Source organism: Fischerella muscicola PCC 7414 (assembly GCF_000317205.1).
Lineage (GTDB): Bacteria > Cyanobacteriota > Cyanobacteriia > Cyanobacteriales > Nostocaceae > Fischerella > Fischerella muscicola.
Genome location: NZ_AJLK01000109.1, coordinates 140,671 through 166,808, shown reverse-complemented (window position 1 = coordinate 166,808; position 26,138 = coordinate 140,671). Strand labels below are relative to the sequence as shown.

26 protein-coding genes and 3 pseudogenes are annotated in these 26,138 nt (G+C 44.4%); 10 read left to right on the top strand and 19 right to left on the bottom strand.

Features of this window, described 5'->3' with window-relative positions; all coding sequences use genetic code 11:
• Positions 1–4: 4 nt before the first annotated feature.
• Positions 5–445, bottom strand: coding sequence for a hypothetical protein (locus UYI_RS0116505; RefSeq protein WP_016867747.1), 441 nt, complete (start codon positions 443–445; stop codon positions 5–7).
• Positions 446–495: 50 nt separating this feature from the next.
• On the opposite strand from UYI_RS0116505, the gene UYI_RS36880 reads away from it, so the two are divergent.
• Positions 496–642 carry a hypothetical protein gene (locus UYI_RS36880; RefSeq protein WP_157226355.1) on the top strand — a complete coding sequence of 49 codons (147 nt, stop codon included), beginning with the start codon at positions 496–498 and terminating at the stop codon, positions 640–642.
• 147 nt (positions 643–789) lie between these two features.
• On the opposite strand, the gene UYI_RS39020 is transcribed toward UYI_RS36880, so the two are convergent.
• From UYI_RS39020 to UYI_RS32785, 5 genes and pseudogenes are all read right to left on the bottom strand, one after another.
• A complete protein-coding gene (locus UYI_RS39020) occupies positions 790–1,662 on the bottom strand; it encodes a multicopper oxidase family protein (protein ID WP_235147959.1) in 873 nt (290 codons plus the stop codon).
• Positions 1,663–1,725: 63 nt separating this feature from the next.
• A pseudogene (locus UYI_RS40205) lies at positions 1,726–2,322 on the bottom strand (multicopper oxidase family protein); the annotation flags it as partial.
• A 59-nt stretch (positions 2,323–2,381) separates the two neighbouring features.
• Entirely contained in the window at positions 2,382–2,834 is a 453-nt protein-coding gene (locus tag UYI_RS0116495; RefSeq protein ID WP_016867745.1) for a DUF6220 domain-containing protein, read from the bottom strand.
• A 159-nt stretch (positions 2,835–2,993) separates the two neighbouring features.
• Entirely contained in the window at positions 2,994–3,845 is an 852-nt protein-coding gene (locus UYI_RS32790) for an AraC family transcriptional regulator (RefSeq protein ID WP_071588847.1), read from the bottom strand.
• Positions 3,846–4,106: 261 nt separating this feature from the next.
• On the bottom strand, positions 4,107–4,682 hold the full coding sequence (locus UYI_RS32785; protein WP_157226354.1) for a class I SAM-dependent methyltransferase: 576 nt from the start codon (positions 4,680–4,682) through the stop codon (positions 4,107–4,109).
• A 105-nt stretch (positions 4,683–4,787) separates the two neighbouring features.
• On the opposite strand from UYI_RS32785, the pseudogene UYI_RS36875 reads away from it, so the two are divergent.
• Positions 4,788–4,925, top strand: a pseudogene (locus UYI_RS36875) (ISKra4 family transposase); the annotation flags it as partial.
• Here the strand turns inward: UYI_RS36875 and UYI_RS0116480 are convergent.
• From UYI_RS0116480 to UYI_RS0116460, 5 genes are all read right to left on the bottom strand, one after another.
• Complete coding sequence (locus UYI_RS0116480) at positions 4,881–5,099, bottom strand: hypothetical protein (RefSeq protein ID WP_016867742.1); 219 nt, start codon at positions 5,097–5,099, stop codon at positions 4,881–4,883. The pseudogene UYI_RS36875 and the gene UYI_RS0116480 sit on opposite strands and share 45 nt — an antisense overlap.
• 482 nt (positions 5,100–5,581) lie before the next feature.
• Positions 5,582–6,424 carry a hypothetical protein gene (locus tag UYI_RS0116475; protein WP_016867741.1) on the bottom strand — a complete coding sequence of 281 codons (843 nt, stop codon included), beginning with the start codon at positions 6,422–6,424 and terminating at the stop codon, positions 5,582–5,584.
• 173 nt (positions 6,425–6,597) lie between these two features.
• Positions 6,598–7,914, bottom strand: a complete 1,317-nt coding sequence (gene fahA / locus UYI_RS0116470) for a fumarylacetoacetase (protein ID WP_016867740.1) — start codon at positions 7,912–7,914, stop codon at positions 6,598–6,600.
• Complete coding sequence (locus UYI_RS0116465) at positions 7,911–8,783, bottom strand: hypothetical protein (RefSeq protein ID WP_016867739.1); 873 nt, start codon at positions 8,781–8,783, stop codon at positions 7,911–7,913. The genes fahA and UYI_RS0116465 overlap by 4 nt, the downstream gene beginning before the upstream one ends.
• 19 nt (positions 8,784–8,802) lie before the next feature.
• Positions 8,803–9,315, bottom strand: a complete 513-nt coding sequence (locus UYI_RS0116460) for an Lrp/AsnC family transcriptional regulator (protein ID WP_235147958.1) — start codon at positions 9,313–9,315, stop codon at positions 8,803–8,805.
• Between the two features lie 267 nt (positions 9,316–9,582).
• Between UYI_RS0116460 and hppD the strand changes: the two genes are divergently transcribed.
• The 4 genes from hppD (at position 9,583) to UYI_RS0116440 (ending at position 15,032) form a co-directional block, all read left to right on the top strand.
• On the top strand, positions 9,583–10,674 hold the full coding sequence (hppD, locus tag UYI_RS0116455) for a 4-hydroxyphenylpyruvate dioxygenase (protein ID WP_016867737.1): 1,092 nt from the start codon (positions 9,583–9,585) through the stop codon (positions 10,672–10,674).
• Between the two features lie 48 nt (positions 10,675–10,722).
• Complete coding sequence (locus UYI_RS0116450; protein ID WP_016867736.1) at positions 10,723–11,880, top strand: homogentisate 1,2-dioxygenase; 1,158 nt, start codon at positions 10,723–10,725, stop codon at positions 11,878–11,880.
• A 131-nt stretch (positions 11,881–12,011) separates the two neighbouring features.
• The gene (locus UYI_RS0116445; RefSeq protein WP_016867735.1) at positions 12,012–12,929 is read left to right on the top strand and encodes a hypothetical protein; all 918 of its coding nucleotides are present in this window, start codon (positions 12,012–12,014) and stop codon (positions 12,927–12,929) included.
• A gap of 6 nt (positions 12,930–12,935) precedes the next feature.
• The gene (locus UYI_RS0116440) at positions 12,936–15,032 is read left to right on the top strand and encodes an AMP-binding protein (RefSeq protein WP_026085990.1); all 2,097 of its coding nucleotides are present in this window, start codon (positions 12,936–12,938) and stop codon (positions 15,030–15,032) included.
• 54 nt (positions 15,033–15,086) lie between these two features.
• Here UYI_RS0116440 and UYI_RS0116435 read toward each other — a convergent pair whose 3' ends face one another.
• The 6 genes from UYI_RS0116435 to UYI_RS36870 form a co-directional block, all read right to left on the bottom strand.
• A complete protein-coding gene (locus tag UYI_RS0116435; RefSeq protein ID WP_016867733.1) occupies positions 15,087–15,332 on the bottom strand; it encodes a hypothetical protein in 246 nt (81 codons plus the stop codon).
• Between the two features lie 15 nt (positions 15,333–15,347).
• The gene (locus UYI_RS0116430; protein WP_016867732.1) at positions 15,348–16,679 is read right to left on the bottom strand and encodes an aromatic ring-hydroxylating dioxygenase subunit alpha; all 1,332 of its coding nucleotides are present in this window, start codon (positions 16,677–16,679) and stop codon (positions 15,348–15,350) included.
• A gap of 157 nt (positions 16,680–16,836) precedes the next feature.
• On the bottom strand, positions 16,837–18,600 hold the full coding sequence (locus UYI_RS0116425) for a Rieske (2Fe-2S) protein (RefSeq protein ID WP_016867731.1): 1,764 nt from the start codon (positions 18,598–18,600) through the stop codon (positions 16,837–16,839).
• 158 nt (positions 18,601–18,758) lie between these two features.
• On the bottom strand, positions 18,759–19,196 hold the full coding sequence (locus tag UYI_RS0116420) for a DUF6918 family protein (RefSeq protein WP_026085989.1): 438 nt from the start codon (positions 19,194–19,196) through the stop codon (positions 18,759–18,761).
• Between the two features lie 537 nt (positions 19,197–19,733).
• Positions 19,734–19,997, bottom strand: a complete 264-nt coding sequence (locus UYI_RS0116415; protein ID WP_016867729.1) for a hypothetical protein — start codon at positions 19,995–19,997, stop codon at positions 19,734–19,736.
• Between the two features lie 458 nt (positions 19,998–20,455).
• Complete coding sequence (locus tag UYI_RS36870) at positions 20,456–20,596, bottom strand: hypothetical protein (protein WP_016867728.1); 141 nt, start codon at positions 20,594–20,596, stop codon at positions 20,456–20,458.
• Positions 20,597–21,411: 815 nt separating this feature from the next.
• Between UYI_RS36870 and UYI_RS34915 the strand changes: the two are divergent.
• Positions 21,412–21,561, top strand: a pseudogene (locus UYI_RS34915) (NAD(P)H-quinone oxidoreductase subunit I); the annotation flags it as partial.
• A gap of 115 nt (positions 21,562–21,676) precedes the next feature.
• Here the strand turns inward: UYI_RS34915 and UYI_RS0116400 are convergent.
• Together UYI_RS0116400 and UYI_RS0116395 are read right to left on the bottom strand one after the other, a co-directional pair.
• Positions 21,677–22,345, bottom strand: a complete 669-nt coding sequence (locus tag UYI_RS0116400) for an HAD family hydrolase (protein ID WP_016867726.1) — start codon at positions 22,343–22,345, stop codon at positions 21,677–21,679.
• Between the two features lie 99 nt (positions 22,346–22,444).
• The gene (locus tag UYI_RS0116395; protein ID WP_235147957.1) at positions 22,445–22,741 is read right to left on the bottom strand and encodes a hypothetical protein; all 297 of its coding nucleotides are present in this window, start codon (positions 22,739–22,741) and stop codon (positions 22,445–22,447) included.
• A 115-nt stretch (positions 22,742–22,856) separates the two neighbouring features.
• Between UYI_RS0116395 and galK the strand changes: the two genes are divergently transcribed.
• The 3 genes from galK (at position 22,857) to crtO (ending at position 26,079) form a co-directional block, all read left to right on the top strand.
• A complete protein-coding gene (gene galK, locus UYI_RS0116390; protein WP_016867724.1) occupies positions 22,857–23,927 on the top strand; it encodes a galactokinase in 1,071 nt (356 codons plus the stop codon).
• Between the two features lie 3 nt (positions 23,928–23,930).
• Positions 23,931–24,143 (top strand): hypothetical protein, encoded by a 213-nt coding sequence (locus tag UYI_RS39010; protein WP_016867723.1) that lies wholly within the window; start codon positions 23,931–23,933, stop codon positions 24,141–24,143.
• Between the two features lie 250 nt (positions 24,144–24,393).
• Positions 24,394–26,079 carry a beta-carotene ketolase CrtO gene (crtO, locus tag UYI_RS0116380; RefSeq protein WP_016867722.1) on the top strand — a complete coding sequence of 562 codons (1,686 nt, stop codon included), beginning with the start codon at positions 24,394–24,396 and terminating at the stop codon, positions 26,077–26,079.
• The last annotated feature ends 59 nt before the right edge of the window (positions 26,080–26,138 follow it).

Sequence of the window (26,138 nt, the reverse complement as noted above, 5' to 3'; positions counted from 1 at the left end):
CTTTTCATCGACCTTCCGGTAAATCAGACACCAAAAAATTAACGACTTCACCCCGTAACAATCGGGCTTGAAAGTCAGCCAATTGATTCACCCCCACTCCAACTGAAAAGTCAGGAGTAGCAGCAGAGCCGCTTGGTACATCGGCTTGACACCACTGAGTCAATAACCTGACTGCTTGCTGATAGTCAGACATCTCGATTTCCTGGGTAATTGTGCAATGATCGCACTCCACCGCTTCGCCCAACAACTGCGCGACATCGGACAGAACAGAGGTGTAATCTTGCGATCGCAGCAGCAAGTTAGCAACTTGAGCAATCGTGGAGAGCAATGAAGCTTGGCGGTTTTGGGGTTTGGGGCGTGGTTTCGTTTCATAGATACTCTGCGACTCTCCTTCAAAGACGCTTCGCTTCGTGAGCGCAGTTCCGTTAGTTCGGCTTGCAGGCATTCACATTGTGCCGCGTAGCGATCACACTCGGCAGTTAAGCGCTCATTTTCTTGCTGAAGGTTTATAAGCGGGGGGCGGCAACATCGACTGCGGTATCGCGATTTTTGCGATCATCTAGCTTATTTTATCAAAAGTGCGGCGATCTCGATGGAGCGATCGTCTTGCTAACAGCTTTTGAGCGATCGCTCTATCTATGATTTCTTAAACCTACACAGGTAACTTCTCAAGATTTGCTCCAATCGCAAACTGAGCGGCATAACGGCAAAATTGAGCGGCTGTAGAAGACTGGAAACGCAGCAGAAAGCAGTTGGGTCAGTCCGCTGCAATGATGATAATTTTCTAACTCATACCACTTCAAAGTTATCCATCATGCCTAAATCTTCGTGTTCTAACATGTGGCAATGATAGATAAATTTACCACGGTAGGGCGTGAAACGAGCGATGATTCGCACCATTTCTCTGGGGCCGACTCGAACCGTATCTTTCCATCCGACATCAGTGGAGGCAGGGTTTTGGTTATTACGGGAAAGCACCTGAAAATGGGCTAAATGCATATGAAATGGATGGGGAATATCAGCAAACACTTCCCAAATTTCAGTTGAGTTGAGGCATGGGCGAAACTCGACACGATTTGGATCAAATTCCTTTCCATTAATCCGAAATCGTTTACCGGAACGAGACAATATCACTCTTCGAGTCACTTCAGCCTGGGCAGGATTCAGCGCTTCTTCGTCAGGAAGTAAGCGATCTGGGATAGCACTGTCGTCTGGTTGCGATCGCACCACATCAAAGCGCATGACCTGTGAGGTTGTGTGATTGCCATCCAGGTTTTTCAAAACAACTTGAGTGCCGATCGCATAATGGGAGAAATCGATCACCACATCGAAGCGTTCAGCGGGGGCAATAATGAGTTCGGTTTGCGGCACCGGAGCAGGCAATAAACCAGCATCGCTGCCAATTTGGATAAATGCGGCTCTTTCTGGTGGAGGCGGATCGAGGGCAAGTTTATAAATGCGACGATTGGACGCATTCAACAACCGAAAGCGATAGCGGGTGTTAGACAATTCTAAAAAGGGGAACGGCGCACCGTTAACTAAAATCGTATCGCCTTGCACACCTTGATGGTATCCGTCCTCTATGCCTTCCTCATGCAGTGTTGGATCCACAGAAGGATAGAAGAATGAACCATCTTCGTTAAAAATATGGTCGCTGATCATCAACGGAACATCCTTGTCGCCCTTTGGCAGTGGCAACTCATCCTCGATCGCATCGTGAATGAGATAAAAGCCCGCCAATCCTCGATAAACTTGTGCCCCTGTAAACATATCTCGATGATCGTGATACCAGAGGGTGGCACTGGGTTGTTCGTTGGGATAGGTGTAGTCCTTGAACCCATATCCGATGCCACCCACAGTTGCGTGCCCTTCATGGGCTGTAGCAGCGTAGTTTGAGTCAGCAGGTAAAATCAGGTCGGTAGGATAACCATCACTCTCTGGAGGCGTTTTACCGCCATGCAGATGAACTACAACAGGTACAGATAACTTGTTCCGCTGTCGTATGACTACCTGTCGTCCTCTGCGAGCAGTGATCGTAGGTCCGGGGAAAATGCCGTCATATCCCCAAATTGGGGTACGAAGTCCCGGTAGAATTTCAACCTGTCCTTCTTTCTGAATGATCTCATAGTAGTCTGTGCTGTTGTCAGTGCGGGTCGGCTGCAGAATTGGCGGTATGGGCAATGGCACATGAAATGGAGGCACCGCAATCGCAGATGCTCGTTGACGGCTCCCCAATCTGCTATATGCTGCGATCGCCAGTGAACTCAGGGGTACTGTGATGCCTGCACCGACCGCAAGTTTTAGGAACGCCTTGCGCGTCATTATCGACATTGAACTCTCTCCCAGTGATCTGAATCTAGAACATCGGTTCTTCCTTCACGTCAGGAAGAAACCTGCTTTGAACCCATGACCATACATTGGGTTTTCCGGGTGATCGTCGTTGCCGTCCAGAAGAGGAGTAAGGCATTGACCGGATGAAATGCGGTTCCCAAAGACAGAGCAGGGGAAATTGAGTCCAGATTCGCGCTACTACCTTGCACAAAAAATAAGATATTCAACAGTCCGGTCAAACTCCAGATTGCTTTTGGAAAACGTCCAAATAACGCAATCAGGAGTAAGATGAACCCCAAACCACCAATGAAATGGGAGAACAAAACGTGATTTGTCCACCAAGATGGATTGATAAATACAGCCATTCCAACGGTGAAGAGTTGGAATAGTAAACCAGTGACGAAAAGCCAAATTCCCACCAGAAAAGCAGTTCTAAACCAGCGCTTTTCGACAGAAACTGAGCGTTCTGCTGGCAGGTGCTTTGAGGGATGTTGAGTGGTCATAATTGCAAAGGGTTTGTGAACTGTTCTGAGTGTAGCGATCCGGTGTTCCAGTCACTTTTCAGATTTTGCTCAAACTGTGCAGATTTTGCGTTTAAGCAAAACCATTGCAAAACGAGTTATTGAACGCTTGTATAACTTTAGAACCGTCTTTGTTTATCGCTATCGCTGCTGACGAAAGGCTTTGGGAGTCGTTCCTGTGAACTGCCGGAATAAACGACTAAAAGCACTAGGTGTAGCAAAGCCAACCTGAAGTGCGATCTCTGTAATCGGTAACTTGCTGTGCCAAAGCAATTCCTTTGCCCGCTCAATACGTCGTCTGGTGACATATTGATGAGGCGTAATCCCCATGGATTGCTTAAACTGGCGACAAAAGTAAAACACACTCATCCCCAATGCATCCGCAAGCTGATCAAGGGTAAAGGACTGATCTAAGTGAGACTCAATGAATTCAAGGGCGCGATCACGCAGGTAGGGCGGCAGTCCTGTCTGGGCAGATGGATACTGAGCTTTCCAGACCGTATGATTTTGCAATAACTGGGCCGCGAGGGCGATCGCCAATGAGTCTCCAAAGAGTTTTCCTGTCGGATGTCCAGCGATAATATCTGCATGAAGAGACAACAAAATTTGCTGGATCAGTGGATCAATCAAAATCAATTGTGGAATGAGTTCAACCTGAGTTGCTTTTACCGATTCTCGCGCAATTTTCTCCAGGAAAGCCGGCTCAAGACCTAACAGCGAAAATTCGTGCGGCTCTTGCCAAATCGCCTGATAACTCACTTGAGCAGGAATTACCATGATTTCATGACTGTGATAGCTATGTTGATGAAACGTGCCACCCAATCGATGTTCTACAGATGCAGGTGATCCAACACTCCCAATTCCAATCAAATGCTGCGTCCATTGATGCTCCTGAAACTCACAGGGAGAATGGTGGCAGTGTGCCAGGGAAATGCCGTTCCACTGAGCAAACAGGCTGGCTGGATTGGGACGACCAGCAATCCGTTGACTCATCGTTTCAAGTTGAGCCAGATCTACAAGGAGGGGTTCTTTGCTAAGCATCTTACTCGAGTCAGAGAGAATTTGGTGATAGTAAACCACTTCTCTAACCATTGTCGTCCTTCTCTGAGGCTAGCCCGAAGGAGCGATCGCACCTTTCAGCACCAAGTTCTAGGCGAAACTAAAAAACTGCTGATTGCTTACTTAAGGCAGTATCTTCCAGACTGACTTTGGTGCTCCACTAGCAATCTCAAAACACTGCCCCAACCGACACCCTCAGCCAGCTAACGCTCCTGGTTCGGACAAGGCTTCCGGGTGCGGTGGGGAAGCGCCCGGCGGCGGGGGCGGCATCAGCGGTCCGAGTGCCGGCATCACGGCGGTCAGAAACTCACACCGCTCCGGCGGTCCCCAGGCCGTCACGACGACGCGCCCGCCTGGCTTGAGAACGCGGTACATCTCTGCCAAGGCGCGAGGCCGGTCATCAAGAAACTGAAGCGTTTGCGCGCAGAGCACCGCGGTGAACTCCACTTCCGCAAATGGCAGCTCGTACGCGCTGTTTGCAAACCATTCGATGGTTGCACCCGCGACTGGAGGTAGTGATTGAGCAACATCAATCATTCCTGCATTCACATCAACCGCGGCCACCCGCCCGGCTGGACCGACTTTTTCCGCGGCGCAACGCGCCGCCGCACCGGTGCCACAACCGACATCCAGCACAGCTTCACCCGCTTGTAGTGCGGCGAACTCGACGAGAGCCCGGGCCGCCGGTCCGAGAATGGTCGGGACAAGTATCTGTTCATAACGCTCAGCCGCGTCGCGTGCCAGTTGCCATTGTGTGGAGGTTGGTGTCATACGAATTATTTCCTCAGGGAGCATCCCAATTTTTGAAAAAGACAAAAGGGAGAAAATCACTTCGCGAGTATTGCTCGCGAAGTAACAGGGCTATACTTCTGACCCCTACAGGGGATTTATTACGGAGCCTTTTTTCAAGATAATATCTCTTTAACTGATTGGGTTAATACTCAAAACATCGGTAAAACTCTTTATTGCTTAGGAGACGGTCATGATGGGATTTGGAATTTGTTTGAAGCGATCGCTCCGGTAGATGGCTTGCTTTTGGGAGACAATATTTGCAGCAGGAATAGGATTTTCTGAAGAGGTAACTTTTGGTAGAGATTGAGATTGACAGGCGATCGTCGTTGTTACTATCAAACCCAACGCCGCTGGATTTAAAACCCATTTTTTCAGGCGCTGATACTGAGCTATCATCTTGAACCTTTCAACTTAAATTGATAAATATATTGCTTAAATAGATTCAAGCTTTTTAATGCCAGTTCCGTAAATTTAATTTTGTTTATGCTTGGTTGTGCGTGGCGAATGCTTCCACAACCGCCTCAGAATGAATTCTGAGGCTAATAGCTAAAGTCTTCTCAAGAACACTGATATCAAATCGGTAGCATCTGAATTAGGACTTACGTACACTCTACGAACCTATGGTGTTATTGGCATCTTGGCGGTTTAATAAGTTCAGGCGAATTTTGAGTCCTGTGAATGATAAAAAACCGCAGAGTCGCTGAGAACACAGAGAGAGGAAGAGAAATAATTCTGATACCAACGGATTTAATACGAGAAAGATTTTAGTCCACTCTTGGTGGAGTTAAACTATTAGCCAGAGAATTTATTCTCTGGCGGTTGATGGGATAGGTGCAAGATTTGAGACAGTGACGTTTAATATTCCTTCACGTAACTGATTATTCATATCTTTGCTCAACAATACCAACTAGGGACTGTAAATCAAATTTTTCGTCTTCACCACTCAAACAAATTCCCGCACTCATCACAGTTAAATCTGTTTTGGATATGGCGCTAGTGTGACGTTCGCCGTCAGCAGTTGTCCACTCGACAACCCAATGATCTTGGCGATCAACAAACTCGTGTAGTTCTCCCCCGCCCATTTGCAAAGCTTGCTGTAAAAGCTTTTCATCCCGTCTTTGTTGCTGTAAAGCAGCAAATTCTTTGGCTTGTTGAGCAACAATCTCGTATACTGTCCGCATTTCTGGGGTGAGCCTCCGAAAGTGGAGTTTTTCTGGTGGTGTGACTTGTTTAAGTTGTTCTCGCAGTTTTTCAGTAATTAACGGATCAGCACGGCGATCGCATTCATCAAACCACCAAGCAGCGCCATCGGTGCGGGCGATGATTGTCTCAAATCTAGCTCCCTCTGTAACTAAATTTACAGCCACTGGCTGGCAATATCCGCAGCGTTGGCGCATGTCTGCTTCATTGACTGGGTATGCTAACCAAGTTTGCGATCGCAACGGGTAGGCAAGTCGCAAACGTAGTGGTTTGAGTAGTTGCAGATATTCGGCAATTTGGGGAAAGCTAGGTTCTTCGACTACCGCCGCAATTTTCTCATCTACTGGCTGAAAAATGCCCCAACCCTCAAAATTACGGGGTTTGAGGGTGAATATATAAATTATTCCTGCTACTTTAGTTCGTACCTTGCCACCACCCACACACGGGGCAATAAACTGGGTGGCAGGTAAGTTGGTTTCCTGAGCTGCGAGTTGGTTAATTAGCTTGCGGATGTCAGTCATATATTAGGAGATGAAAAGGGAAACAAGGGGGACAAGAATAACGAATCTGCATATTGGAACGTACAGCTGTTTGTAAATCGATGCCATAGTGTGCTACTTTCTGGTGCAGAATTATGCTTATGTATTCTTTAACTAATCAGTTCTCTGTGTGAAATTCAAAGAGGTGTATAACTTTATTTGGTACTTAGGACTACACCTCGACAATCTCCAAAACCTATCCTGCTATAACCTTCTTTCTCACAGTAGCCGCGCAGGATAACTTCATCACCGTCGCACAAAAAGGATCGCACTTCACCAGTAGGTAGTTTTACTGGCTGAGTACCACGCTCAGTAATCTCTAACAGACATCCATATGTGCCTTTCTCAGCACCAGAAACAGTTCCACTACCTAGTAAATCACCTGTAAGGAGGTTACAACCATTACTAGTGTGGTGGGTGAGCATCTGCGCCACCGTCCAATACATCTGTTTGAAAGATCCACAACTCAAGCGGAACGGTTCCATCCCCGCCGCACGCATTTGGGCTGAATACAGTAGCACTTCCAATGTAATGTCAATACCACCCATTTCAGTATTGAACGAGGAAGAAAGATACGGTAGTGGCAAAGGATCGCCTTCATTACGTTCAAAAGCCGGACAACGGAAGGGTGCTAGTGCTTCTAGAGTCACGACCCAAGGTGAAATGGTGGTAGCAAAACTTTTAGCTAAAAAAGGACCAAGAGGTTGATACTCCCAAGCTTGGATATCCCGTGCTGACCAGTCATTTACTAAACACAATCCAAAAATGTGTTCTTCAGCATAATCTATAGAAACAGGCTGTCCTAACTCATTCCCAGCAGCCACAAAGAACCCAACTTCTAATTCGTAGTCTAGCATCTGAGTTGGTTCAAAACTAGGGGTTGGTGTTGATGGTTTTTTGATCTGACCTGTGGGGCGCTTGATTGGAGTACCACTAGGCACAATTGAAGAAGTGCGTCCGTGGTACGCGATGGGAACATATTTATAGTTAGGGAGGAGGGGATTGTCAGGACGGAAAAGTTTCCCTACATTGGTGGCATGAAAAATGGAAGCGTAAAAATCAGTGTAATCACCAATATTAGCAGGTAATAAAAGTTGAGCATTAGACATGGGGAAGACCATTGCTTGTGCTGAAGGTGGTTGCTCATTCCATTGCAACAGCTGGCTCAAGTGACGGCGCAACATTGATGCAGCCTCATTTCCCATTGCCATAAGCTGATTTAAGTTAGGTGCTGCACAGGCTGCTTGCAACTGTTCTGGGAGTTCTTGCAGCAGTCCTGCGTTGTAACAAAGAGATAAATCTAGGATTTGGTCACCAATGGCGACACCGATACGTGGTGTTTCAGTGCTACCCTGAGGGCGAAACACACCAAACGGTAGGTTTTGAATCGGGAAATCAGTATCTTTCTGATTGGCAGATTCCACCCAACTACGTAAATTAGGGTTGTGAGTGCTATCAATAGGACGGCTCATACTAGTTTCAGTTCCTTGAGGTCGTCTACTGGTTCTTGAAATGAGCAAGAACCAAAAGAACGGAAGAACTTTTGTCGAGCCTGCTCAATTTCTGCAATATTTAGGTGATAACCGCGCCAGGTAATAACATCGGTGGTGAATTGGAAGCTGTTGCTATTGGAATTTTGGAGAACTTCTACTGCTTCTTGTAGTGTAATTTTTTGCCAATAAAGTAATGCTGCCAAAACTGCAAGATTTAGAAAGCCATACATGACTGTGCTAGGGCTATTTGGCTCGTATGTAACGCGATGCTTACCTGGTAAGGGGTGGTGCAAACCAGCAGTCGCCTTGAATGGAACTTTAGCTTCAGCAAACGACAAGATACACTGACAAAGTTCTGTAGAACTGGGAAAAGCATCGACGGTTATACCTCCAGTTCGGATTTTTGCAGCTGCACCGCTGTGTTGCAACACTGTTAGATATGGTTTGAAATCGCCACTTAGGGGAATTTCAAAAAATGCGTCAACTTTGGCTGGTAGATGAGGAAGTATTCTCTGAATTTCTGTGGGAGGAAGTGGTGGAAATTCTAGGGCAGTAACAGTGATATTGTTATTGCTGATGAGCGATCGCACTATTTCTATCTCTGTCTCCCAATCTTTTGAAATAATTAGACTAAGCGATCGCTGCTTTAAGTCTAATGTTGGTACAAATGCTGCAAACTCATTCCATCGGAACACTGGCAGCACAAAGCAATTCAGCATCCAACTGTAGGAAGTTAATTGATAGTTTGCATAATTCATCATAACTTCTTGCATACTCAGCTTGGCTGGCGGGAACAGTCCAGCATAGTCCACAATTGATACCAGAAGTGCTTTTACTGATGGGAGCATAGGGTTTTACCTCCTTTGCCTAAACTTCACCCAATGGTAGTGAGGTTGAAGCTTTTATTTCATTCAAAACAATACTGGTACGCACCTTATCCACACCCGGAATTTGCGTAATTTTCTCACTCAGCAATTTTTCTAAATGCTGATGGTTTGTAACAACAACTTTCAAGAGGTAGTCAAATTCACCAGTAAGATGGTGACACTCCAGCACTTCCGACAACTCCTTTACCCGTTCACAGAAGTGTCCGACACACTCAGGTTGATGGTGGGCAAGGGTAACTTGTGTAAAACACAACAAGTCTAAACCTAGCGCCTCACGATTAACTAAAGTTACATAACGATCAATAAAGCCGTTTTCTTCTAGCTTTTTTAGCCTTTTTTGCAGGCCAGGCGCAGTGAGGTTGACCTGACGTGCCAATTCGGCATGAGTGATGCGGCTATTCTCTTGCAAAAGGCACAACACCAGTCGGTCTTTTTCGTCCAGTTGTTTGAATGGCTCCGAGTTCTTCCCCTTGGTAGTTTGATTTTTAGTCAACTTATCTCTCCAGGTGTACTCGTTCAGCATGTTTTATTGATAGCTTAGTTGATTATGTATACCAAATCAAGCAAATAAGTTAAAAAACTACACAATATAAAGACTAAAAATTAATTTTATAATTTTATTAGATGCTTTTAGTTAAAAATTAAAACTAAACGTATTTATGCCAATTTGCATCTTCGTCATTACCAATATCAGAAATCGGTAGCTTTACAACGTTTTTTCTCAGTTCTGAATATTTCCTCTGGATAAGGAGGAATTAAAATGAATGATTTTTGCCCCATAAAGCGCTTCGACCACCTTGAGTTTTATGTAGGAAATGCAAGACAGGCAGCGCAGTTCTATTCCAAGTTTTTCGGATTTAACAATATTGCTTATCGCGGTTTGGAAACTGGTAGCCGGGAAATAGCATCCTATGTCATGCAGCAAGGGGATATCTGCTTTGTCTTTAGTGCAGCGCTGTTGCCAGAACATCCCATTCTTCAAAGCGTGTATAAACATGGTGATGGAGTAGCCATTATTGCCTTAGAAGTACCTGATGCCGTCAGTGCCTATAAAGAAACAACCAAACGAGGTGCTGTAGGAGCTATTGAGCCAACAGAAGAAGAAGACGGATACGGAGTATTGCGCTATGCTGCCATCCACTGCTACGGTGACATGCTAATCAAGTTTGTAGAACGAAACGATTACTCTGGAGTTTTTGCTCCTAACTTCATACCTCAACACCATAGTAACAACAGCAATTTTACAGGTTTACATACCATTGACCACGTTGTCGGAAACGTCGAACTGGGTGCAATGGATAAATGGGTGCAGTTTTTTGCCGATACGATGGGTTTTAGTCTGTTGGTGCATTTTGATGATCAGGCAATTTCTACAGAGTACTCAGCATTGATGTCTAAGGTAATGCAAGATAGTACAGGTAAGATTAAATTGCCAATTAACGAGCCAGCCCAAGGTAAACGCAAGTCTCAGATTGAAGAATATCTGGAATATAACAACGGACCGGGGGTGCAACACATCGCCTGCGCTACTAACAACATTATTGAGACTGTTTCCAAGCTAAGGAAAAATGATGTTGAGTTTCTGCAAGTACCAAAAACCTATTACGAAAACTTAGAAAAACGGGTGAAGAACATTAATGAACCAATCGAGCAACTACAAGAACTAGGCATCCTGGTGGATAGGGATGAAGATGGCTATTTGCTCCAGATTTTTACCCAGCCTGTGCAAGACAGACCAACGCTTTTCTTTGAAATCATTGAGCGACATGGGGCGCAAGGCTTCGGTGAAGGGAACTTCAAATCTCTGTTTGAGGCTATTGAACGCGAACAAGCGCTACGGGGGAATTTGTGACGCGAAGATGCGGAAGGGAGAAAAGGGAGACAAGGGGGAGATGAGACGATGACTTATTACTATAAGTTGGGAAATATTCCACACAAGCGGCACACTCAATTTCATCAACCAAATGGTTCTTTATATCACGAAGAATTGATAGGAATGCGTGGTTTTTCAGGCATTCAATCCCTGCTTTATCATTTACGTCCACCCACCCAAATATATAAAATTCTGGATCAAACAACGGTGGACATCCCCTATGAAGAATCAAGTCCCTTGCGTCACCGCCATCTACGCACAGCAACTGTGAAAGCAGGGAGGGATGCTATTCAAGGTCGTATCCCATTGTTGACAAATGCAGATGTCTGCATTTCAGTTGCTCGACCAACAGAATCGATGTCGTACTGGTATCGGTTTGCTCACGGTGATGAGGTAATTTTCATCCATGACGGTACTGGTGTATTAGAGAGTCAGTACGGTATTCTTCGCTATCGGGCAGGCGATTATTTGATCATTCCTACAGGTGTGTTATGGCGAATCATACCCGATACAAATACAGAGCAGCGAATGCTAGTGATTGAGGCAAATGGACATGTAGAGCCACCAACACGCTATCTAAATCGTTACGGACAATTTCTCGAACATGCCCCCTATAACGAACGTGACATTCGCCCACCAGAGGAACTAGTTACCCATGACGAAGCTGGAGAGTTTGAGGTGCGAGTTAAAGCTAGGGACAGAATTACTAGTTACCTCTATCATTATCATCCTCTAGATGTCGTCGGTTGGGATGGGCATCTCTATCCCTTTGCATTCAACATTGAGGACTTTGAACCGATCACAGGTCGAATTCACCAACCCCCTCCAGTACATCAAACCTTTGAGGCTCCTGGCTTTGTCTTGTGTTCCTTTGTGCCGCGTCTTTTTGATTATCACCCCCAAGCAATTCCAGCTCCCTATAACCATTCAAATGTTGATTCGGATGAGGTTATCTACTACGTTGCAGGGAATTTTATGTCCCGTAAAGGAATTGAGGTGGCATCAATCACCATTCATCCTAGTGGTATTCCTCACGGTCCCCACCCAGGGATGTACGAGGGGTCAATTGGTAAAGAACGGACTGAAGAACTAGCTGTAATGATTGATACTTTTCGTCCCCTGCAATTCACAAAGTACGCCCTACAGTTGGAAGACAAAGACTACGCCTATAGTTGGATTGCTTAATCTTGCCAAGATAACAAAACTGCCACAGCAATTCTCAACTGATAAACTTCTCTCTCTTCTCTATGTCTTCTGTGTTCTCTGCAATTGTCTAAAAACTTCAGAAATTTGGATTGCGATGCAAGGTATTTTATATGACTCAAGCTCTTAACACTGTACATCTCACTATTTCGCCACGTATTAAAGAACGCTTGTACCGAGGCGAACTCACCCACAAACAGGTAGATGACTTTCAAGACTTCCTCACCGAAGTTGACCGGGAATTTTTGCAGCACCGTATCATTACCAGTAACGCCTATACTCGCTGGTTCTGCAACGGTACAGCTACAGATGAAGAACTGCGACACTTCATTAAACAATTCTCGGTTTTTTCTAACCAATTCTTGATTGCTGCACTGTTGAAAGTGATTAACTCACCCAGCCTCCAGCAGTCCCGCGCCAGTCGCGAGATCCTGCTAAACGAACTGGGTGTGATTTACCGCCAGTCCGGACACTCAGTTAGCAATAATATTGCTCAGACAGAGGAAGATAAAGACCGAGAAGGCGACCCCGAACTAGTCATTACCGAGGGTACGGTAGACGGTGGTATCTGTCGTTTCCGGGCAGCACATTTTGAATGGCTGATTGGCGTCGCCGAAGGGTTGGGCTTGCACTACGAAGACATTGGCAAACGCAAGCACGGACGACCTACGACTTTACACTTCTGCGACGAACTACAACGTCTCTATGGTAGCGATGACCCACAAATTGCTGAGGGTGCTAGCTTTGCAGTCGAAAACTGGGCTGCGGCTGGCTTCTGGCAGGAATTGGAGGACGGACTTACACGTATTAAGCAAACACGACACCCACACCTGCGTTTAGCCTTTTTCTCCTGGCACAACCGCGTCGAGGCACAGCACGCCAGACACACGCTAGAAGAACTTGAAGAGGTTTACTTCCACCCAGATTTTGACCGAGCTAAGTTCATTCAGGGGGGGCAAGAGATTTTGGATGCCATTGCCGTCTTCTGGGATGGACTGAATAGCGATCGCCTAAACCACGTTTATACATAAATGGCTATGACAAAGCAACTATCACTTGCAGAAATTATCAATAGCGGTGTGGAAGCAAGCATAGCCACTGCAATTCTACCGCAGGTCAATCAATGGCTGGCTTCTCTTCCTGCTGCCGACTGCTGGCAGCACCTGACTCAGCACATCCTCAAGCCCAGTCATCCCTTTGCACTACACGAACTCCTCTATCAAACTACGTTCTCTGATTGGGACAAAAGCCAAGGATTTCCCCCCGCTTGGTTTCCTTCCCCAGAGCAGATTCAGGGGACTAATATTGCTAGGTTGATGCAGGAGCTAAAGCTGGGTTCCTACTCGGAACTTCACAGTTGGTCAGCACAACATCGTACTGAGTTCTGGGACAAAATAATTCAACGTTTGGGTATCCACTTCCACAAAAAATATACTCAAGTTGTTAACTTGTCACATGGTGTAGAATCTCCCCAATGGCTGGTGGATGCCGAATTTAATATTGTTGAGAGTTGTTTTCAAGCACCAGCAGATGCCCCTGCCATTATTTTTCAGGCAGAAGGAGGTTCAATTTCTACTCTCACCTATGGCGAACTCCATGCCTTAACTAACCGAGTTGCCAATGGACTCGTAGATGCTGGCTTTCAAAAAGGCGATCGCATTGCTATTGCTATGCCCATGACTGCTGAATCGGTGGCAATTTATTTAGGGATTATCAAGGCTGGCTGTGTAGTTGTCTCCATTGCTGATAGTTTTGCTGCTACTGAAATTACTATGCGGCTACACCTATCTCAAGCAAAAGCAATCTTTACCCAGGACTATATTTTGCGTGGCAACAAACAATTACCCCTATACACCAAAGTAGTTGATGCCAATGCGCCTAGAGCAATTGTCATAGAGACTGACACGGGAAGGTGGGGACGCAAAGACACGGAAAATATTGTTGATAGATTCTCCGCATCATCGCATCTGTCAGTCTCTGCTTCTTCAAGACTGCGTCCTGGAGATTTGACTTGGAAAGAGTTTCTCAGTGCCAACGAACAATTCGATGCTCTTCCTGCTGATCCTGCTGCTTATACAAATATCTTATTTTCCTCGGGAACTACGGGAGAACCTAAGGTAATACCCTGGACACAAACTACCCCAATTAAATGTGCTGCTGATGGGCATTTGCACCACGACATCCACCCTAATGATGTAGTAACCTGGTACACCAACCTGGGATGGATGATGGGGCCGTGGCTAATTTACGCTAGCCTGATCAATCGGGCAGCGATCGCTCTTTACTACGGGATACCTACAGTCTCAGAATATGGTAAATTTATACATGATACTTATGTAAATATACTTGGATTAGTACCCAGTTTGGTTAGTAGCTGGAAAGCTACTTCCTGTATGCAAGGTTTAGACTGGAGTGCTATTAAGGCGTTTAGCTCGACGGGCGAATGTTCCAATCCTCAGGATATGCTCTACCTGATGTCTTTAGCTGGATACAAACCAGTTATCGAATATTGTGGTGGTACGGAAATTGGTGGAGGCTATATGACTGGGACTCTGGTACAGCCCTGTGCCCCCTCAACCTTTAGCACACCTGCCTTGGGGCTTGATGTTGTTATTCTCAATGCAGATGGTAATTTAACTGACAAAGGCGAGGTATTTATTATCCCTCCGTCGATTGGACTCTCCACTGAGTTGTTAAACAAAGATCATCACCAAGTATATTTTGCTAACACTCCCCATTTCTCCATTCTCCTGCGCCGTCATGGTGACCAGATGGAACGTTTGCCCAATGGCTGCTACCGTGCCCACGGTCGGGTTGATGACACCATGAACTTGGGCGGTATCAAAGTGAGTTCAACTGAAATTGAACAAGCACTCAACGCTGAGGAAGGAATCTGGGAAAATGCTGCTATTGCTGTTTCTCCTCCCGAGGGGGGACCAAGCCAATTAGTAATCTATGCGGTGGTCAAACCAGAGGTTGAAAAGAATAAAGCAAAACTCATAGCATCCTTGCAAGCAGCAATTAACCAACGTCTCAATCCTCTGTTTAAGATTCATGATGTTGTCATAGTTGATACCTTGCCTCGCACCGCTTCTAACAAAGTTGTGCGGCGCGTGTTGCGTGACCAGTACTAAGGCCTTACCTGGCTTAATTTTGCAACAACAGAGGATAAATACAAAGCGCTGTATTTATTCCTCCCTAATTTTTGGTACACACCATTGACCGATAGGTTCAATTTTTGCCTGTTGCATTAACTCTAAAATTTGTGCTTCCTGACATTGATAATTATCTGCTAATAATTGCATTGCTTGATTTTTGGCATCATCAGCAGACACACCCAATGTCATAATTTCTTCATCTTGATTACCTGTGACTTTCTCAATTGCAACAACACAAACATATTGGGGTTCATTGGTTCTAATTTCCTGTACCATCGCTTACCTCTTTTATTAATCTTGATAGGAATGCTCAAAACGAATTTTAAATTGGTCAAATATACCTGCCAAAGCTAAAGATAACAAACAAGCTATCAAGGCTGTAATCTTTTGGTACCCAGATCCATCTATGACTATTGCTAGGGCAGCAATCCCAACAGCAAAACTAATAGCAGCCTGTTCTAACCGAGTTATGATTTGATAAGTCTGATGGCAAGAACTACAAATTTGGGTATGTCTGGAAAATCTATCTTGCAGCAGGAAATTATTTGGAGATATTTTTTCCTCTGGATATTTACTGGTAGCATAACCTTGATAAAAAGGTAAGCCATCACCAACTTGATCCAGCCATTTGCGATATGCAATCACAAGTGTATCAGTTGTTTTTAGAGGCAAGTAAATTTCTTTGAGGCTTTTTCCTAACTGCTCAATTTGTTGTTGTTGTCTAGCAATAACATCAAAATCCTGCTCCAATATTTTATTCCATTTAAAGTGTTGGAACCAACGCGGCTGGAATTGGAGTGTGAAAGGCAAAAAATTACGATAACCTCTAAATAATAGACGACATCGACCCTTACCAAGAGGCACTCCATAAGAAACCAGTCCTACACACCAACCCCGTTGTCCCAAATTAATGATGTTATGGACTAAGTTGGGAGCAACAAATTCAACATCATGCCAAACCTGATCGGGTTTTTTTGTTCCTCGCCACTTGGCACGAATTCCTCTAGTAGAATTTTCGATGATTTCTATTTCTAATGGTTGGGCATCTTTACGATTACCCTGGCTGCCATGATGGATGATAGAAACATGAGCCGGATCTAAAACGTTCTCTATTAAATAAGTTTGGTCATGAGGTAAATCCACCATATAATCTGTGTGGATGTATCCCGGTTTATCTAAGACTGGAACTATAGGGATACTTTCAATCTCCGCAATTTCAAGTTTACCAGGCCAAACCCAGAGTATGCCTTGTCGTTCTACAGTGAGAAATGATTGGACGCAAGCTTTTGTTGGTATCTTGGCATCTGCTGGTAACTGGGGGATATAAAGGCATTTGCCATCTCCGCCATATTGCCAACCGTGATACAAGCATTCAATCTTACCGTCAGTAACTCTACCATCAGAAAGTTTGGCAGCCCGATGAGCGCAGCAGTCTTGCAAACAGGTAAAATTTCCCTGTTGGTTTTTGAATAATACCAGTGGTTCATCGTAGAGAGAAAAACCGCAAGGACGATCTACTGGTATATCTTGCACAAATGCCACAGGATACCAAAAGTTTCTCCAATTAAACTTTTGCTTGTCATCAGTTGTGGCTGAAGTCAGTAATTCGTCATGAGTAAACATAATTTTGTGTAATTTTAGTTAGTGGTTAGTGGTTAGTTGTTGGTTGTTGGTTGTTGGTTTTTTCCAAATACCCACTCCTGACACCCCTCACACTCCTCACACTCCCAGACGCTTCAAACAGCGCGTCTCTACATTACTCCCCAACCTCACCGAGAAACTAGGACTCTTCAAATAATCGATCGCCTTTATGCAACCTATCTGCCATCTGATAAGTTTGTCCTTGCGATCGCATTGTTGGTGCATGGGCTGCTAAATATCGTGTTGCTGCAATTAAGACGTGAATCCCTGCCTTGGTGTCGCGCAGCAAACTATACTGACGAAAAGCCGCTTCTATTTCTTGAATCACATGGAAACTGCGGTCTTCACGCAATAACATTTTACCGAGTACGGCTAACAGTCGCTCAGGATGGCCACCATTGTATAGGTAACGGGCAACTAATGCACCTGCTGCATTCACTTGTTGCTGTCGATTCAGTAATTCTGGTAGTTCATTGAGCAATTTTTCTGGGTTGTCTACAGTTTCCTTTGGTTCTGGCAGACGTGCTGGTGGTACATTCAAAAAACGGTTGAGATACACACTCATGGCTGCGTCGAATACACCCCGCAGCAAAGATTGGCAAGCTACTCGCCGCAACCCTTGATGCACTGCATTGGCAAAGGTAAATGTATGATGGGCTGTATCCCAATCACCAAAGTCATTGTTGGTGTGGAAGTGGGCAATTCGCAACGCCGCAGCATAGGCAACAGCACCCGCTAATTCTGCTTCAGTAGAACCTGTTCGCAGGGCTTCTACAAGAGAATCTGCGATCGCTTGGGCATTTTCACCTAAAAGTATTGTAACTAATTTTTCCCGATTCGACCAAGTTCCCTGTTTACCCCGCCCTGACTCCAATGCTGCTGGGATTTCTGCAAAAGCACGATCTAAAATTGCGACTAAATCCACTGGGTAACGCCAGGAATTGGACTCTTCCATACGTTCAGCACTAGCATACTCAGCAACTAAGCTAGCCAGGACTGATTCTGCATTTTGCCAATCTGTGGCGTCAAGAGCTTCCAAAGCTTTATTGGTAAAATCAAGCACATGACCGACATCAATATAGCGGTGGTCAGTGGCAGCAGTAAATAACATCTCGGCGATTTGCTGTTGGTCAGCACCTCCACGCACCGCCGACACTAAACATCGTTCTGCACCTTCTGCATCGCGTACTTCAATAAACTGGCGGAACCATCTTTTTAATGTATCTATGTCTGGTGTAGATGTAGGTAGGGGGTGAACTCCAAAGTGGGGTGGTTGACCTGCACACTCACGCGCCACAGCAGCCAAACCGTGATAAAGGGCGCGGGGTCGGTCTTCTGGGTCGAGGTACGGTAACAGGTTCATCAGACAGGTGTGCATCGTTAAACCTGCTCCCCAGCCTGCATTACGGTAACGTACCCCAAAGTCAAGTCCAATCCGAAATGGTTCTGCTGGTTCGATACCTGCATCCAGTAAGGCAATTACAGATTTGGCAATTACTAAAGAGATACCTTGTTCTAAACCATCTTGGAGGCGCTGGCGTTGGTGAGTCTGGGGGTCTGCATGGGGTGCTAAATCTACCCACACCTGATCATCACGAATCTTTACAGGAAAAGCACGTACATCGTCAGCCCAAGCGTCAAATGTGCCGCCGCTAGCCAGATCAAAACGGGCATGATGCCAGTGACAAGTCAAAATACAGTCTTTGACTGTACCTTGGTGTAAGGGAAAGCCCATGTGGGGGCAACGGTTATCTATGGCGTAAATTTTGTCACCGTGATTCCAGAGTGCGATCGCTTGTCCTTGGGCATAAACTACCAGACACCCAGCAGCTTTGACATCAGCAACCTGAGCAACGCACACATAGTGTTCAATATTTGTAGTTGCTTCCAAAGCTTGAGTCATATGCACCTCCTCCCAGGAAGATGGCAAGTTCTTCTTTTACTTTAGCTATTCTCTTGCCTAAAGGTGGGAGTGGTTTTTGATTATGGGGCGATCGCCTAGTAGAGCTACCGAGAAGTATTGCATGGTAGCCTACTTTCGGCTGTTATCGTGTTGCTCGTTTATACTTTGCTGTATTTATCGATTACCTTGGCTAAATCTGGTACTGCCTCCTCCACGTGTTGCTTAGCTGAACCGCGAAGCTTTTCATAAGTTCCTCGTACAATTTGACGCTTGACGTTTTTGGCTTTAGCATCAGTGACGCTCAGCAATGCGTCTGCTGTACGAGAGCGGCTTGCAACTAGGTGTTCAACTGGATCACCTTTATCTAGGCCTTCGCTCCAAATGGGATCAAGCGCTTCAAAGCACTCCGGCAGAAGCATTTCGACGACATAAGGAATGTACCCTGGCTTGACTCCCTTGAGGGCGGCGAAGGCTGTTTTCAGGGCCATACCACCTATACCTGACTTAGAAGCAAGCTGCGCTTCTATGACGTTGCAGCAATCATCTACAACCATAGCCTTTTTGTCCGGGTTCAACAGTCCGTCGCTAAGTTTCATTTCACTCCTCATTTAATGTCAAACTACTTGATTTTCATTCCACTAATTTCCCTAACGAGCAGGAAACTATAAAAAATGATATCTGAAATGCGTAAATTTCATAGATTTTAGTTATCTATAGTCTTGACAGACAAACTTTGACCGCACAAAGGCAGAGAAGGCGCTCTTTCGCCACCTGCGGGCGAACAAGGAGCATCATGGCAAAGGGCAATAGGGAAGAATTGGTTTTCCCTGTGCCAAAAGGAGCCCTGTGTTCCTAAATTTATTTATGAAAAACAAGAAAATATGTATTTTGAGACACACAATGCAATCAAAACAGCGTCAAAATCTAAATCCCCTAAATTTATTTCAGGACTTACGCAAAATACCTCTCCAACTCTTATTTCTCCGTGTCCTCTCTCTTGAAAAGCTTTGATCGCCAAAAGTCGGCGCAAAGTGCGTCTACAAACTTTCTGCTGTGCCTGTGTGGTTTTATTCTTCCGTGATTTGTGCGTAAGTCCTAAATTTATGGGGATTATCCTTCTGTCTTCTTAATTATCAACAGAAATTATCTATTCTGATATCCCGCCAAATATCAGAAGCTTGCCATCCTGAATTGCCAATAGATTGGACTACAGGATAATCACGTACCGGAATATAACTAGGTTCTTGATACCCTAGATGTAGCACTTCCTTGGTTTCTAGAGTTTCTTCTGCAAGATCAAGAGGATCACAGGAAAAATTTTGTTGTTCTGGTTCCTCTGTTTTCTCTACTTCTTTGAGAATAGGCTTTTCAATTACTTTGATTAGTTGTATATCCATTTGATTTTTTGAGGTTTATACGTTGATAAAAGAACAAGACTCTGAACATTCACTTTAGAACCAGAGTAATATGGGCTTTCTGTGAATCTTCAGGAGAAACTGCAAAAAGCTTTTATATAGTCTGGTGTTGAAAAATTTCCATCAGCCAAACTAGGATACAATAAAATTCCTCAAGAATACGAGTTTTTCTTGAGAAGTTTATCAGTTCATTAATTACCGAAGAAAGGCACAGGAGGTGCTACTTGTTCGCCCGCAGGTAGCAAACAAGAAGCATCGTGGCATAGAGCAGAAGGGGTTCCCCACAAATTCGCTCTCCGAATCGCGAATTTGTGGGGGCCCCGCAGAAGGCAGAAGGCAAAGATTTATAAAAATCTTCACTATGCTGGGTTTAAAGCGCGGTAAGACACAAGGCGCAAAACGCTAGTTAATAGCACTGGTGTTCATCGGCGATTCATTGCTTAGGATGCTCGAATCAGAGTACCCAAAGCCGCTTTTCCCAAAACAGCCTGGGTTAAATTTCCTGGAAGATTCCCATCAATTATCCAACAATCAATTCCTAAACTGGAGATAGCCAAAGATGTTTCAACTTTCGCGGCCATACCGCCAGTAACATCTATCGATTCGCTCTTACCTATACACTCCCAGCTTGATTAATACCAGCTCTATCATGGAATATTGACAAAGATGGGATGATTATTTTTAGGAAGCTTACCACAAAATTTCAGATCAAAATTCGCGTTTTGAATATTCAAGCTTATATAGTAACTAATTAAGGATTTTGACGATGTCGGACGCAAGCGACTGGCAACATAAGTTGAGTCAAAAGTATTGGCAACCATCACCATATCAGACTATCTGTAGTGACTGTGCTTTTCATATCAAGGTCAAAGGAGTGATAGAGTGCATTCACCCTGACGAATTGGAAATTAATTGTTCTACGGTTATGTTCTGCAATTCATTCCAAAGCGCACAGGAAGTTGAAAGCCCCTGTGTGTGTTTTGATGATGAGTAAGGATGCGATCGCCTGTTGCATTGAATTAAATGATAGCTCTATAAAAAGAGCTTCCAGCATTGAAATTTGCCAGAAGCTCTATGTCTTTTGAGCCTTTTATACGATGTTGTCGTTCTTCAATAATTACTAATTTCATTCATCATTTCTTCCATCCAAGGTGTTAATTAACTAGTTATAAAGTTTGTGAAAATGTCTGAAGTCTTGAATTTAAAAAATAAGTAAATCATGAGAAAAGTAGATTCCTAAACTATTCAAAATACTCTTTTTTGACACACAGCCAACATTTTGTATTTCTACTCACAAAAGCGCTTAACTTTATAGTCTTTCATCCGACAGAGGTTTCTGTTAAGCATAACTATTACTTTGCTCATTAATGGCTCTTGAAGCAACAGGATTTTATTCATGTTTAACTTTATAAAACAAGTTGGCGACTACACCAAAGGAACTTTTCAAGCAGCTAGATACATTAGGCAAGGGTTAGCAGTTACTTTCGATTACATGCCTCGTCGTCCAATTACTGTACAGTATCCTTATGAAAAACTCATCCCTAGTTAACGCTTCCAGGGTCGGATTCACTTTCTGATGCTCGTCGCGCTGGTTTATTTCCCTCTGAAATTTTAAAGCAAAGTATAGAAAATGAGGAAAATACTGACCTTTATCGGTCAAACTAAGCTATTTTTCCCAAGGGCGAATCAGCATAGTGTACTAATAAATCAGCAGGATCATCGTAAATTGCTTTCGCCCCAGCCAAAGCCGCATCGTCAAAGCCACCACAGCGCACTGCAATCACACCGACTCCAGCCTGACTCGCAGATTTGATATCGTAGGGTGTATCACCAAGCATCAAAACTTCCTGAGGCGAACTATTCAGCTTGCCAAGTGCTGCTTCTACAATATCTGGTGCTGGTTTAGAGGCTTCGGCATCGCTGGATGTTGTTTTTTCTGTAAGCAAGTCGTCAACTTGGGCAACTTTGAGTAAAACCTCCATTTCTTGACTTGAAGCTGAACTAGCAACAATCAGCCGTAACCCAGATTGCAGCATGTGCTGTACTAATTGTCTTGCGCCATTGGCTGGTACTAGTTTCGGTGCATACTCATTGAGAAACAGTTTTCTGCGTTGTTGAGCGATCGCTTTTCCATCGCCTTCTTCATCCGTAAGTCCTGGTACTATCCGTGGTATTATTTGATCTCCGCCCATACCAATGAGCGATCGCACTTGCTCAAACGATACATCATAACCAAATTCTCTAAATGTATCAACCCAAGTTTGAGCGTGGGCATCATTGCTCAAAACCAGCGTTCCATCGATATCCAAAAGCACTGCTTGCAATACCATTGCCAGATTCCCGATTGATATAAATTGAGCTAATTATGGGATTGCAAGGTTGTGAAATCATCGCGCTAGAGAGGCAACTTCCTAGCTTTGATTCACTATCTATGGATTGATGATTCCATAGTAAATAGCAGCAACAAATAATAAACTTGCCACAATTAAAGTAAAACCAATAATTAATCGGGGGTCAGGTAAGTCTTTATTAATGGTTACATTCTCTGTTTTTACCTGAGTTATAGATCCAGATTCCTTTATTTGTTCAGAATTCTTATAATTAGGTATATTCTCTACTACAGGAAGATTATTTCCTGTTTTTTGAGTTTGGGTTTCTTGTAATTCCATAGAATTTTTTACTCCTATGTTTTTGTCTGTTCTCCTGTCATATTTTCCAACATTCATAAGTTACTACATCGTTCTTAAGAACTACCTGGTGTGAAGTTGAATTGTGATTGTGAATACGGGAAACGGTTAACAGTAGGGAGAATGTGTAATTAATTTTGTCATGGTACTTAATATGAAATTTGAAAAAATATTTGGGAAACAACCTGAAACTGAAGCCACAGCTCCTGGTAGAGTCAACCTACTTGGTGAACATACAGATTATAATGATGGCTTTGTTCTCCCAACAGCAATTCCTCAAAAAACTACAGTACAAATTGGATTTAGTACTGATAGACAACATCACTTTTATTCTGAAGATTTAAATGAGCAAGTCAGCATTTTAGAAACTAGTCATACGCCATCTGGCTTTGCCAGTTATATCTTTGGCTGTATTCAAGTTTTGGAAAAAGAAGGACATACAGTACCATCACTAAATTTATACGTAAAATCTTCAGTTCCTATGGGTGCAGGTTTGTCTAGCAGTGCCGCTTTAGAAGTGGCGACACTACGGGCAGTGCGCCAGCTACTCAATCTCCCGATCAATGATGTCGAAATTGCCCAACTCGCACAGCAAGCCGAAATTCACTATGCTGGCGTGCAATGCGGCATTATGGATCAAATGGCTTCCAGCCTTGCTGACACTGAACACATGTTATTTTTAGATACCCGTACTTTAGAACGTCACTTAATATCTTTCCCACCAGGAACAGAGATTGTGGTGATAGATAGCGGTGTACCTCGCACGCTGGCAACTAGTGGGTATAATCAGCGACGGGCTGAGTGTGAACAAGCAGCGCACTTACTGGGGGTGAAGGCGTTACGAGATATTACCAAGCCAGAAGCAACAGAAGACTTACCCGAACCTTTGCGGCGTCGCGCCCGTCATGTGATTACGGAGAACAACCGTGTTTTGGAGGTTTTGCCAGGAGTATCATCTCAGCGCTTTGGAGAGTTAATGAATGCATCCCACGCCAGTTTGCGAGACGATTACGAAGTTTCTGTACCAGCGCTGGATATGCTAGTAGAGATATTGCAGAAAACTCCAGGAGTGTTTGGTGCAAGACTCACGGGTGCAGGTTTTGGTGGGGCTTGCGTGGCTTTAGTGGTAAAGGATGAGGAAAGAGCGATCGCAACACAAGTTCTGGAACAATACAATGATACTGGTCACAAAGGACGAGTTTTAGTTCCCGCGATCAATACTTAAATAATGACAAAGACTAAAGTTATTTTTGGCAATGCTGCGATCGAAGGTGCAAATCGCTGGGGATGGTTTATTGGTCACTTTATCACTCCTAGTCACGATCCGCGCTCTACTGAAGCACTAGTCTACGTTCTTTCATCCCCTGGTTGTGGGCGAGCCTCCTTACGGAGGAGCTACGCTAACGCCCGTGGGGGTTTTGCACTTCTTTATCATCACTGAATGAGATTTGTATTTTCGCTATACAAGTTAACTTCACAATAAATACACCTTGAGATATACAGATATGTGCCATACAGTTGTCCCTGAGAAAGACAATTGTCAAATTCCAGTGTTTTACGATAATTCCTATCAGTTATAGGTATTGGCTCCGAAAAGGATTTTATACAGCGCTACTAATTTAGTGAATCATTACAAGTTGAAAATTTCCCAAGTCACCGAATAATCGAGCCGAGTTAAAGGAATTGCGTAAATGGAAAGCTATGATGTTGTAATTATTGGTGCAGGCCACAATGGGTTAGTCTGTGCAGCTTACTTACTCAAAGCAGGTTACAGCACTCTGCTTTTAGAAAAAAACTCAATTCCAGGGGGTGCAGCAACTACAGAAGAAGCAATGCCTGATCTAGCCCCTGGTTTCAAATTCAACCCCTGCGCTATTGATCATATTTTCATCCACTTAGGGCCGATTGTCCGGGAATTAGAATTGTCCAAGTACGGGCTAGAATATCTTTTCTGTGACCCAATTACCTTTTGTCCTCATCCTGATGGTAAATATTTTCTCGCTCACCGTAGTGTGGAGAAAACTTGTGCTGAGATCGAACGCTACAGTCCTCGTGATGCTCAAAAATATGCCGAGTTTATAGATTTCTGGCAACGAGTTACCAATACGATGATTCCCGTGTTCAACGCACCGCCTAAGTCTGTGATTGATATGAGCGGGAATTTTGATTGGGATAAGTTCAAGGATTTCTTGTCGCTACTGGGGCCACCAAATAAAACTTTGGATTTGATGCGAACTTTGTTTACTAGTGCTAGCGACATGATTGAGGAGTATTTTGATTCAGAATTTGTCAAGGCTCCCTTAGCGAGAATGGCAGCAGAAATAAGTATGGCTCCTTCTCAAAAAACTAGTGCTATTGGTGGGATTATGATGGCGATGCGCCACAATCCCGGCGTAGCTAGACCTCGTGGCGGAACAGGAGCGTTGACCAAAGCATTGGTAAAATTAGTACAAAGCCAAGGGGGTACGATCCTCACCGACCAGCAGGTCGAGAAAGTATTAGTGGATAATGGTCGAGCTGTAGGCGTACGCGTGAAAAATGGCAAGGAATATCGAGCGAGAAAGGGTGTTATTTCTAACATAGATGCCAAGCGGTTATTCCTCCATTTAATGGAACCAACAGATGTAGATGCTGCCGATGCTCAATTGCGCGATCGCTTGTCTCGTCGGATCATCAACAACAATGAGTCTATCCTCAAAATTGACTGTGCTTTATCGGAAGCACCCCGGTTTGAGCATCACGAACATAAAGATGAGTACCTGATTCCTTCATTCCTGATTGCTGATTCAGTTGACCATGTAGAGAAGGCTCATACTTATCCGGTGATGGGTCAAATCCCTGATGACCCCTCGATGTTTCTAGCTGTACCCACGATGCTAGATCCATCTTTGGCTCCAGAAGGTAAGCATACGCTATGGATTGAGTTTTTTGCTCCTTATCAGATTAAAGGTGCAGAAGGTACTGGCTTACATGGTACTGGTTGGACTGACGAACTCAAAAATCAAGTGGCGGATCGGGTGATTGATAAGTTGGCAGAATACACCCCCAACCTGAAGAAAGCAATTATTGCTCGGCACGTGGAAAGTCCCGCCGAACTAGGAGATCGCTTAGGATTCCTCAAAGGGAACTACTACCACCTGGATATGACATTTGACCAAATGGTTTTCTTTCGCCCCTTGCCAGAAATAGCCAATTACACAACTCCAATTGAGGGACTATTTTTAACCGGTGCAGGAACTCATCCAGGCGGAGCAATTTCTGGGATACCGGGGCGTAATTGTGCCCGCGTTTTCCTACATAAACAGCACCCGATTGGTGAGACTTTAGCTGATGCCGGAAATATTCTCAAATCTTTATTTTCGGGAGCTTCATTTTAGCGATCGCTAAAATCTTTTGGACACTGCTGTAAAGCGACTGGAAGTCATGGGAGGATGTC

What these genes read in the sequence shown, in the direction of transcription:
- UYI_RS0116445 (WP_016867735.1), top strand. Translation starts at nt 12,012, where the DNA reads ATGACTCAAGCTCTTAACACTGTACATCTCACTATTTCGCCACGTATT.
- UYI_RS0116480 (WP_016867742.1), bottom strand. Translation starts at nt 5,099, where the DNA reads ATGATAGCTCAGTATCAGCGCCTGAAAAAATGGGTTTTAAATCCAGCG.
- UYI_RS0116440 (WP_026085990.1), top strand. Translation starts at nt 12,936, where the DNA reads ATGACAAAGCAACTATCACTTGCAGAAATTATCAATAGCGGTGTGGAA.
- UYI_RS0116495 (WP_016867745.1), bottom strand. Translation starts at nt 2,834, where the DNA reads ATGACCACTCAACATCCCTCAAAGCACCTGCCAGCAGAACGCTCAGTT.
- UYI_RS0116435 (WP_016867733.1), bottom strand. Translation starts at nt 15,332, where the DNA reads ATGGTACAGGAAATTAGAACCAATGAACCCCAATATGTTTGTGTTGTT.
- hppD (WP_016867737.1), top strand. Translation starts at nt 9,583, where the DNA reads ATGAATGATTTTTGCCCCATAAAGCGCTTCGACCACCTTGAGTTTTAT.
- fahA (WP_016867740.1), bottom strand. Translation starts at nt 7,914, where the DNA reads ATGAGCCGTCCTATTGATAGCACTCACAACCCTAATTTACGTAGTTGG.
- UYI_RS0116415 (WP_016867729.1), bottom strand. Translation starts at nt 19,997, where the DNA reads ATGGATATACAACTAATCAAAGTAATTGAAAAGCCTATTCTCAAAGAA.
- UYI_RS0116465 (WP_016867739.1), bottom strand. Translation starts at nt 8,783, where the DNA reads ATGCTCCCATCAGTAAAAGCACTTCTGGTATCAATTGTGGACTATGCT.
- UYI_RS0116400 (WP_016867726.1), bottom strand. Translation starts at nt 22,345, where the DNA reads ATGGTATTGCAAGCAGTGCTTTTGGATATCGATGGAACGCTGGTTTTG.
- UYI_RS32790 (WP_071588847.1), bottom strand. Translation starts at nt 3,845, where the DNA reads ATGAGTCAACGGATTGCTGGTCGTCCCAATCCAGCCAGCCTGTTTGCT.
- UYI_RS0116475 (WP_016867741.1), bottom strand. Translation starts at nt 6,424, where the DNA reads ATGACTGACATCCGCAAGCTAATTAACCAACTCGCAGCTCAGGAAACC.
- UYI_RS36870 (WP_016867728.1), bottom strand. Translation starts at nt 20,596, where the DNA reads ATGGCCGCGAAAGTTGAAACATCTTTGGCTATCTCCAGTTTAGGAATT.
- UYI_RS0116450 (WP_016867736.1), top strand. Translation starts at nt 10,723, where the DNA reads ATGACTTATTACTATAAGTTGGGAAATATTCCACACAAGCGGCACACT.
- UYI_RS39010 (WP_016867723.1), top strand. Translation starts at nt 23,931, where the DNA reads ATGACAAAGACTAAAGTTATTTTTGGCAATGCTGCGATCGAAGGTGCA.
- UYI_RS0116425 (WP_016867731.1), bottom strand. Translation starts at nt 18,600, where the DNA reads ATGACTCAAGCTTTGGAAGCAACTACAAATATTGAACACTATGTGTGC.
- UYI_RS0116395 (WP_235147957.1), bottom strand. Translation starts at nt 22,741, where the DNA reads ATGAATGTTGGAAAATATGACAGGAGAACAGACAAAAACATAGGAGTA.
- UYI_RS0116430 (WP_016867732.1), bottom strand. Translation starts at nt 16,679, where the DNA reads ATGTTTACTCATGACGAATTACTGACTTCAGCCACAACTGATGACAAG.
- UYI_RS32785 (WP_157226354.1), bottom strand. Translation starts at nt 4,682, where the DNA reads ATGACACCAACCTCCACACAATGGCAACTGGCACGCGACGCGGCTGAG.
- galK (WP_016867724.1), top strand. Translation starts at nt 22,857, where the DNA reads ATGAAATTTGAAAAAATATTTGGGAAACAACCTGAAACTGAAGCCACA.
- UYI_RS39020 (WP_235147959.1), bottom strand. Translation starts at nt 1,662, where the DNA reads ATGATCAGCGACCATATTTTTAACGAAGATGGTTCATTCTTCTATCCT.
- crtO (WP_016867722.1), top strand. Translation starts at nt 24,394, where the DNA reads ATGGAAAGCTATGATGTTGTAATTATTGGTGCAGGCCACAATGGGTTA.
- UYI_RS0116420 (WP_026085989.1), bottom strand. Translation starts at nt 19,196, where the DNA reads ATGAAACTTAGCGACGGACTGTTGAACCCGGACAAAAAGGCTATGGTT.
- UYI_RS0116505 (WP_016867747.1), bottom strand. Translation starts at nt 445, where the DNA reads ATGCCTGCAAGCCGAACTAACGGAACTGCGCTCACGAAGCGAAGCGTC.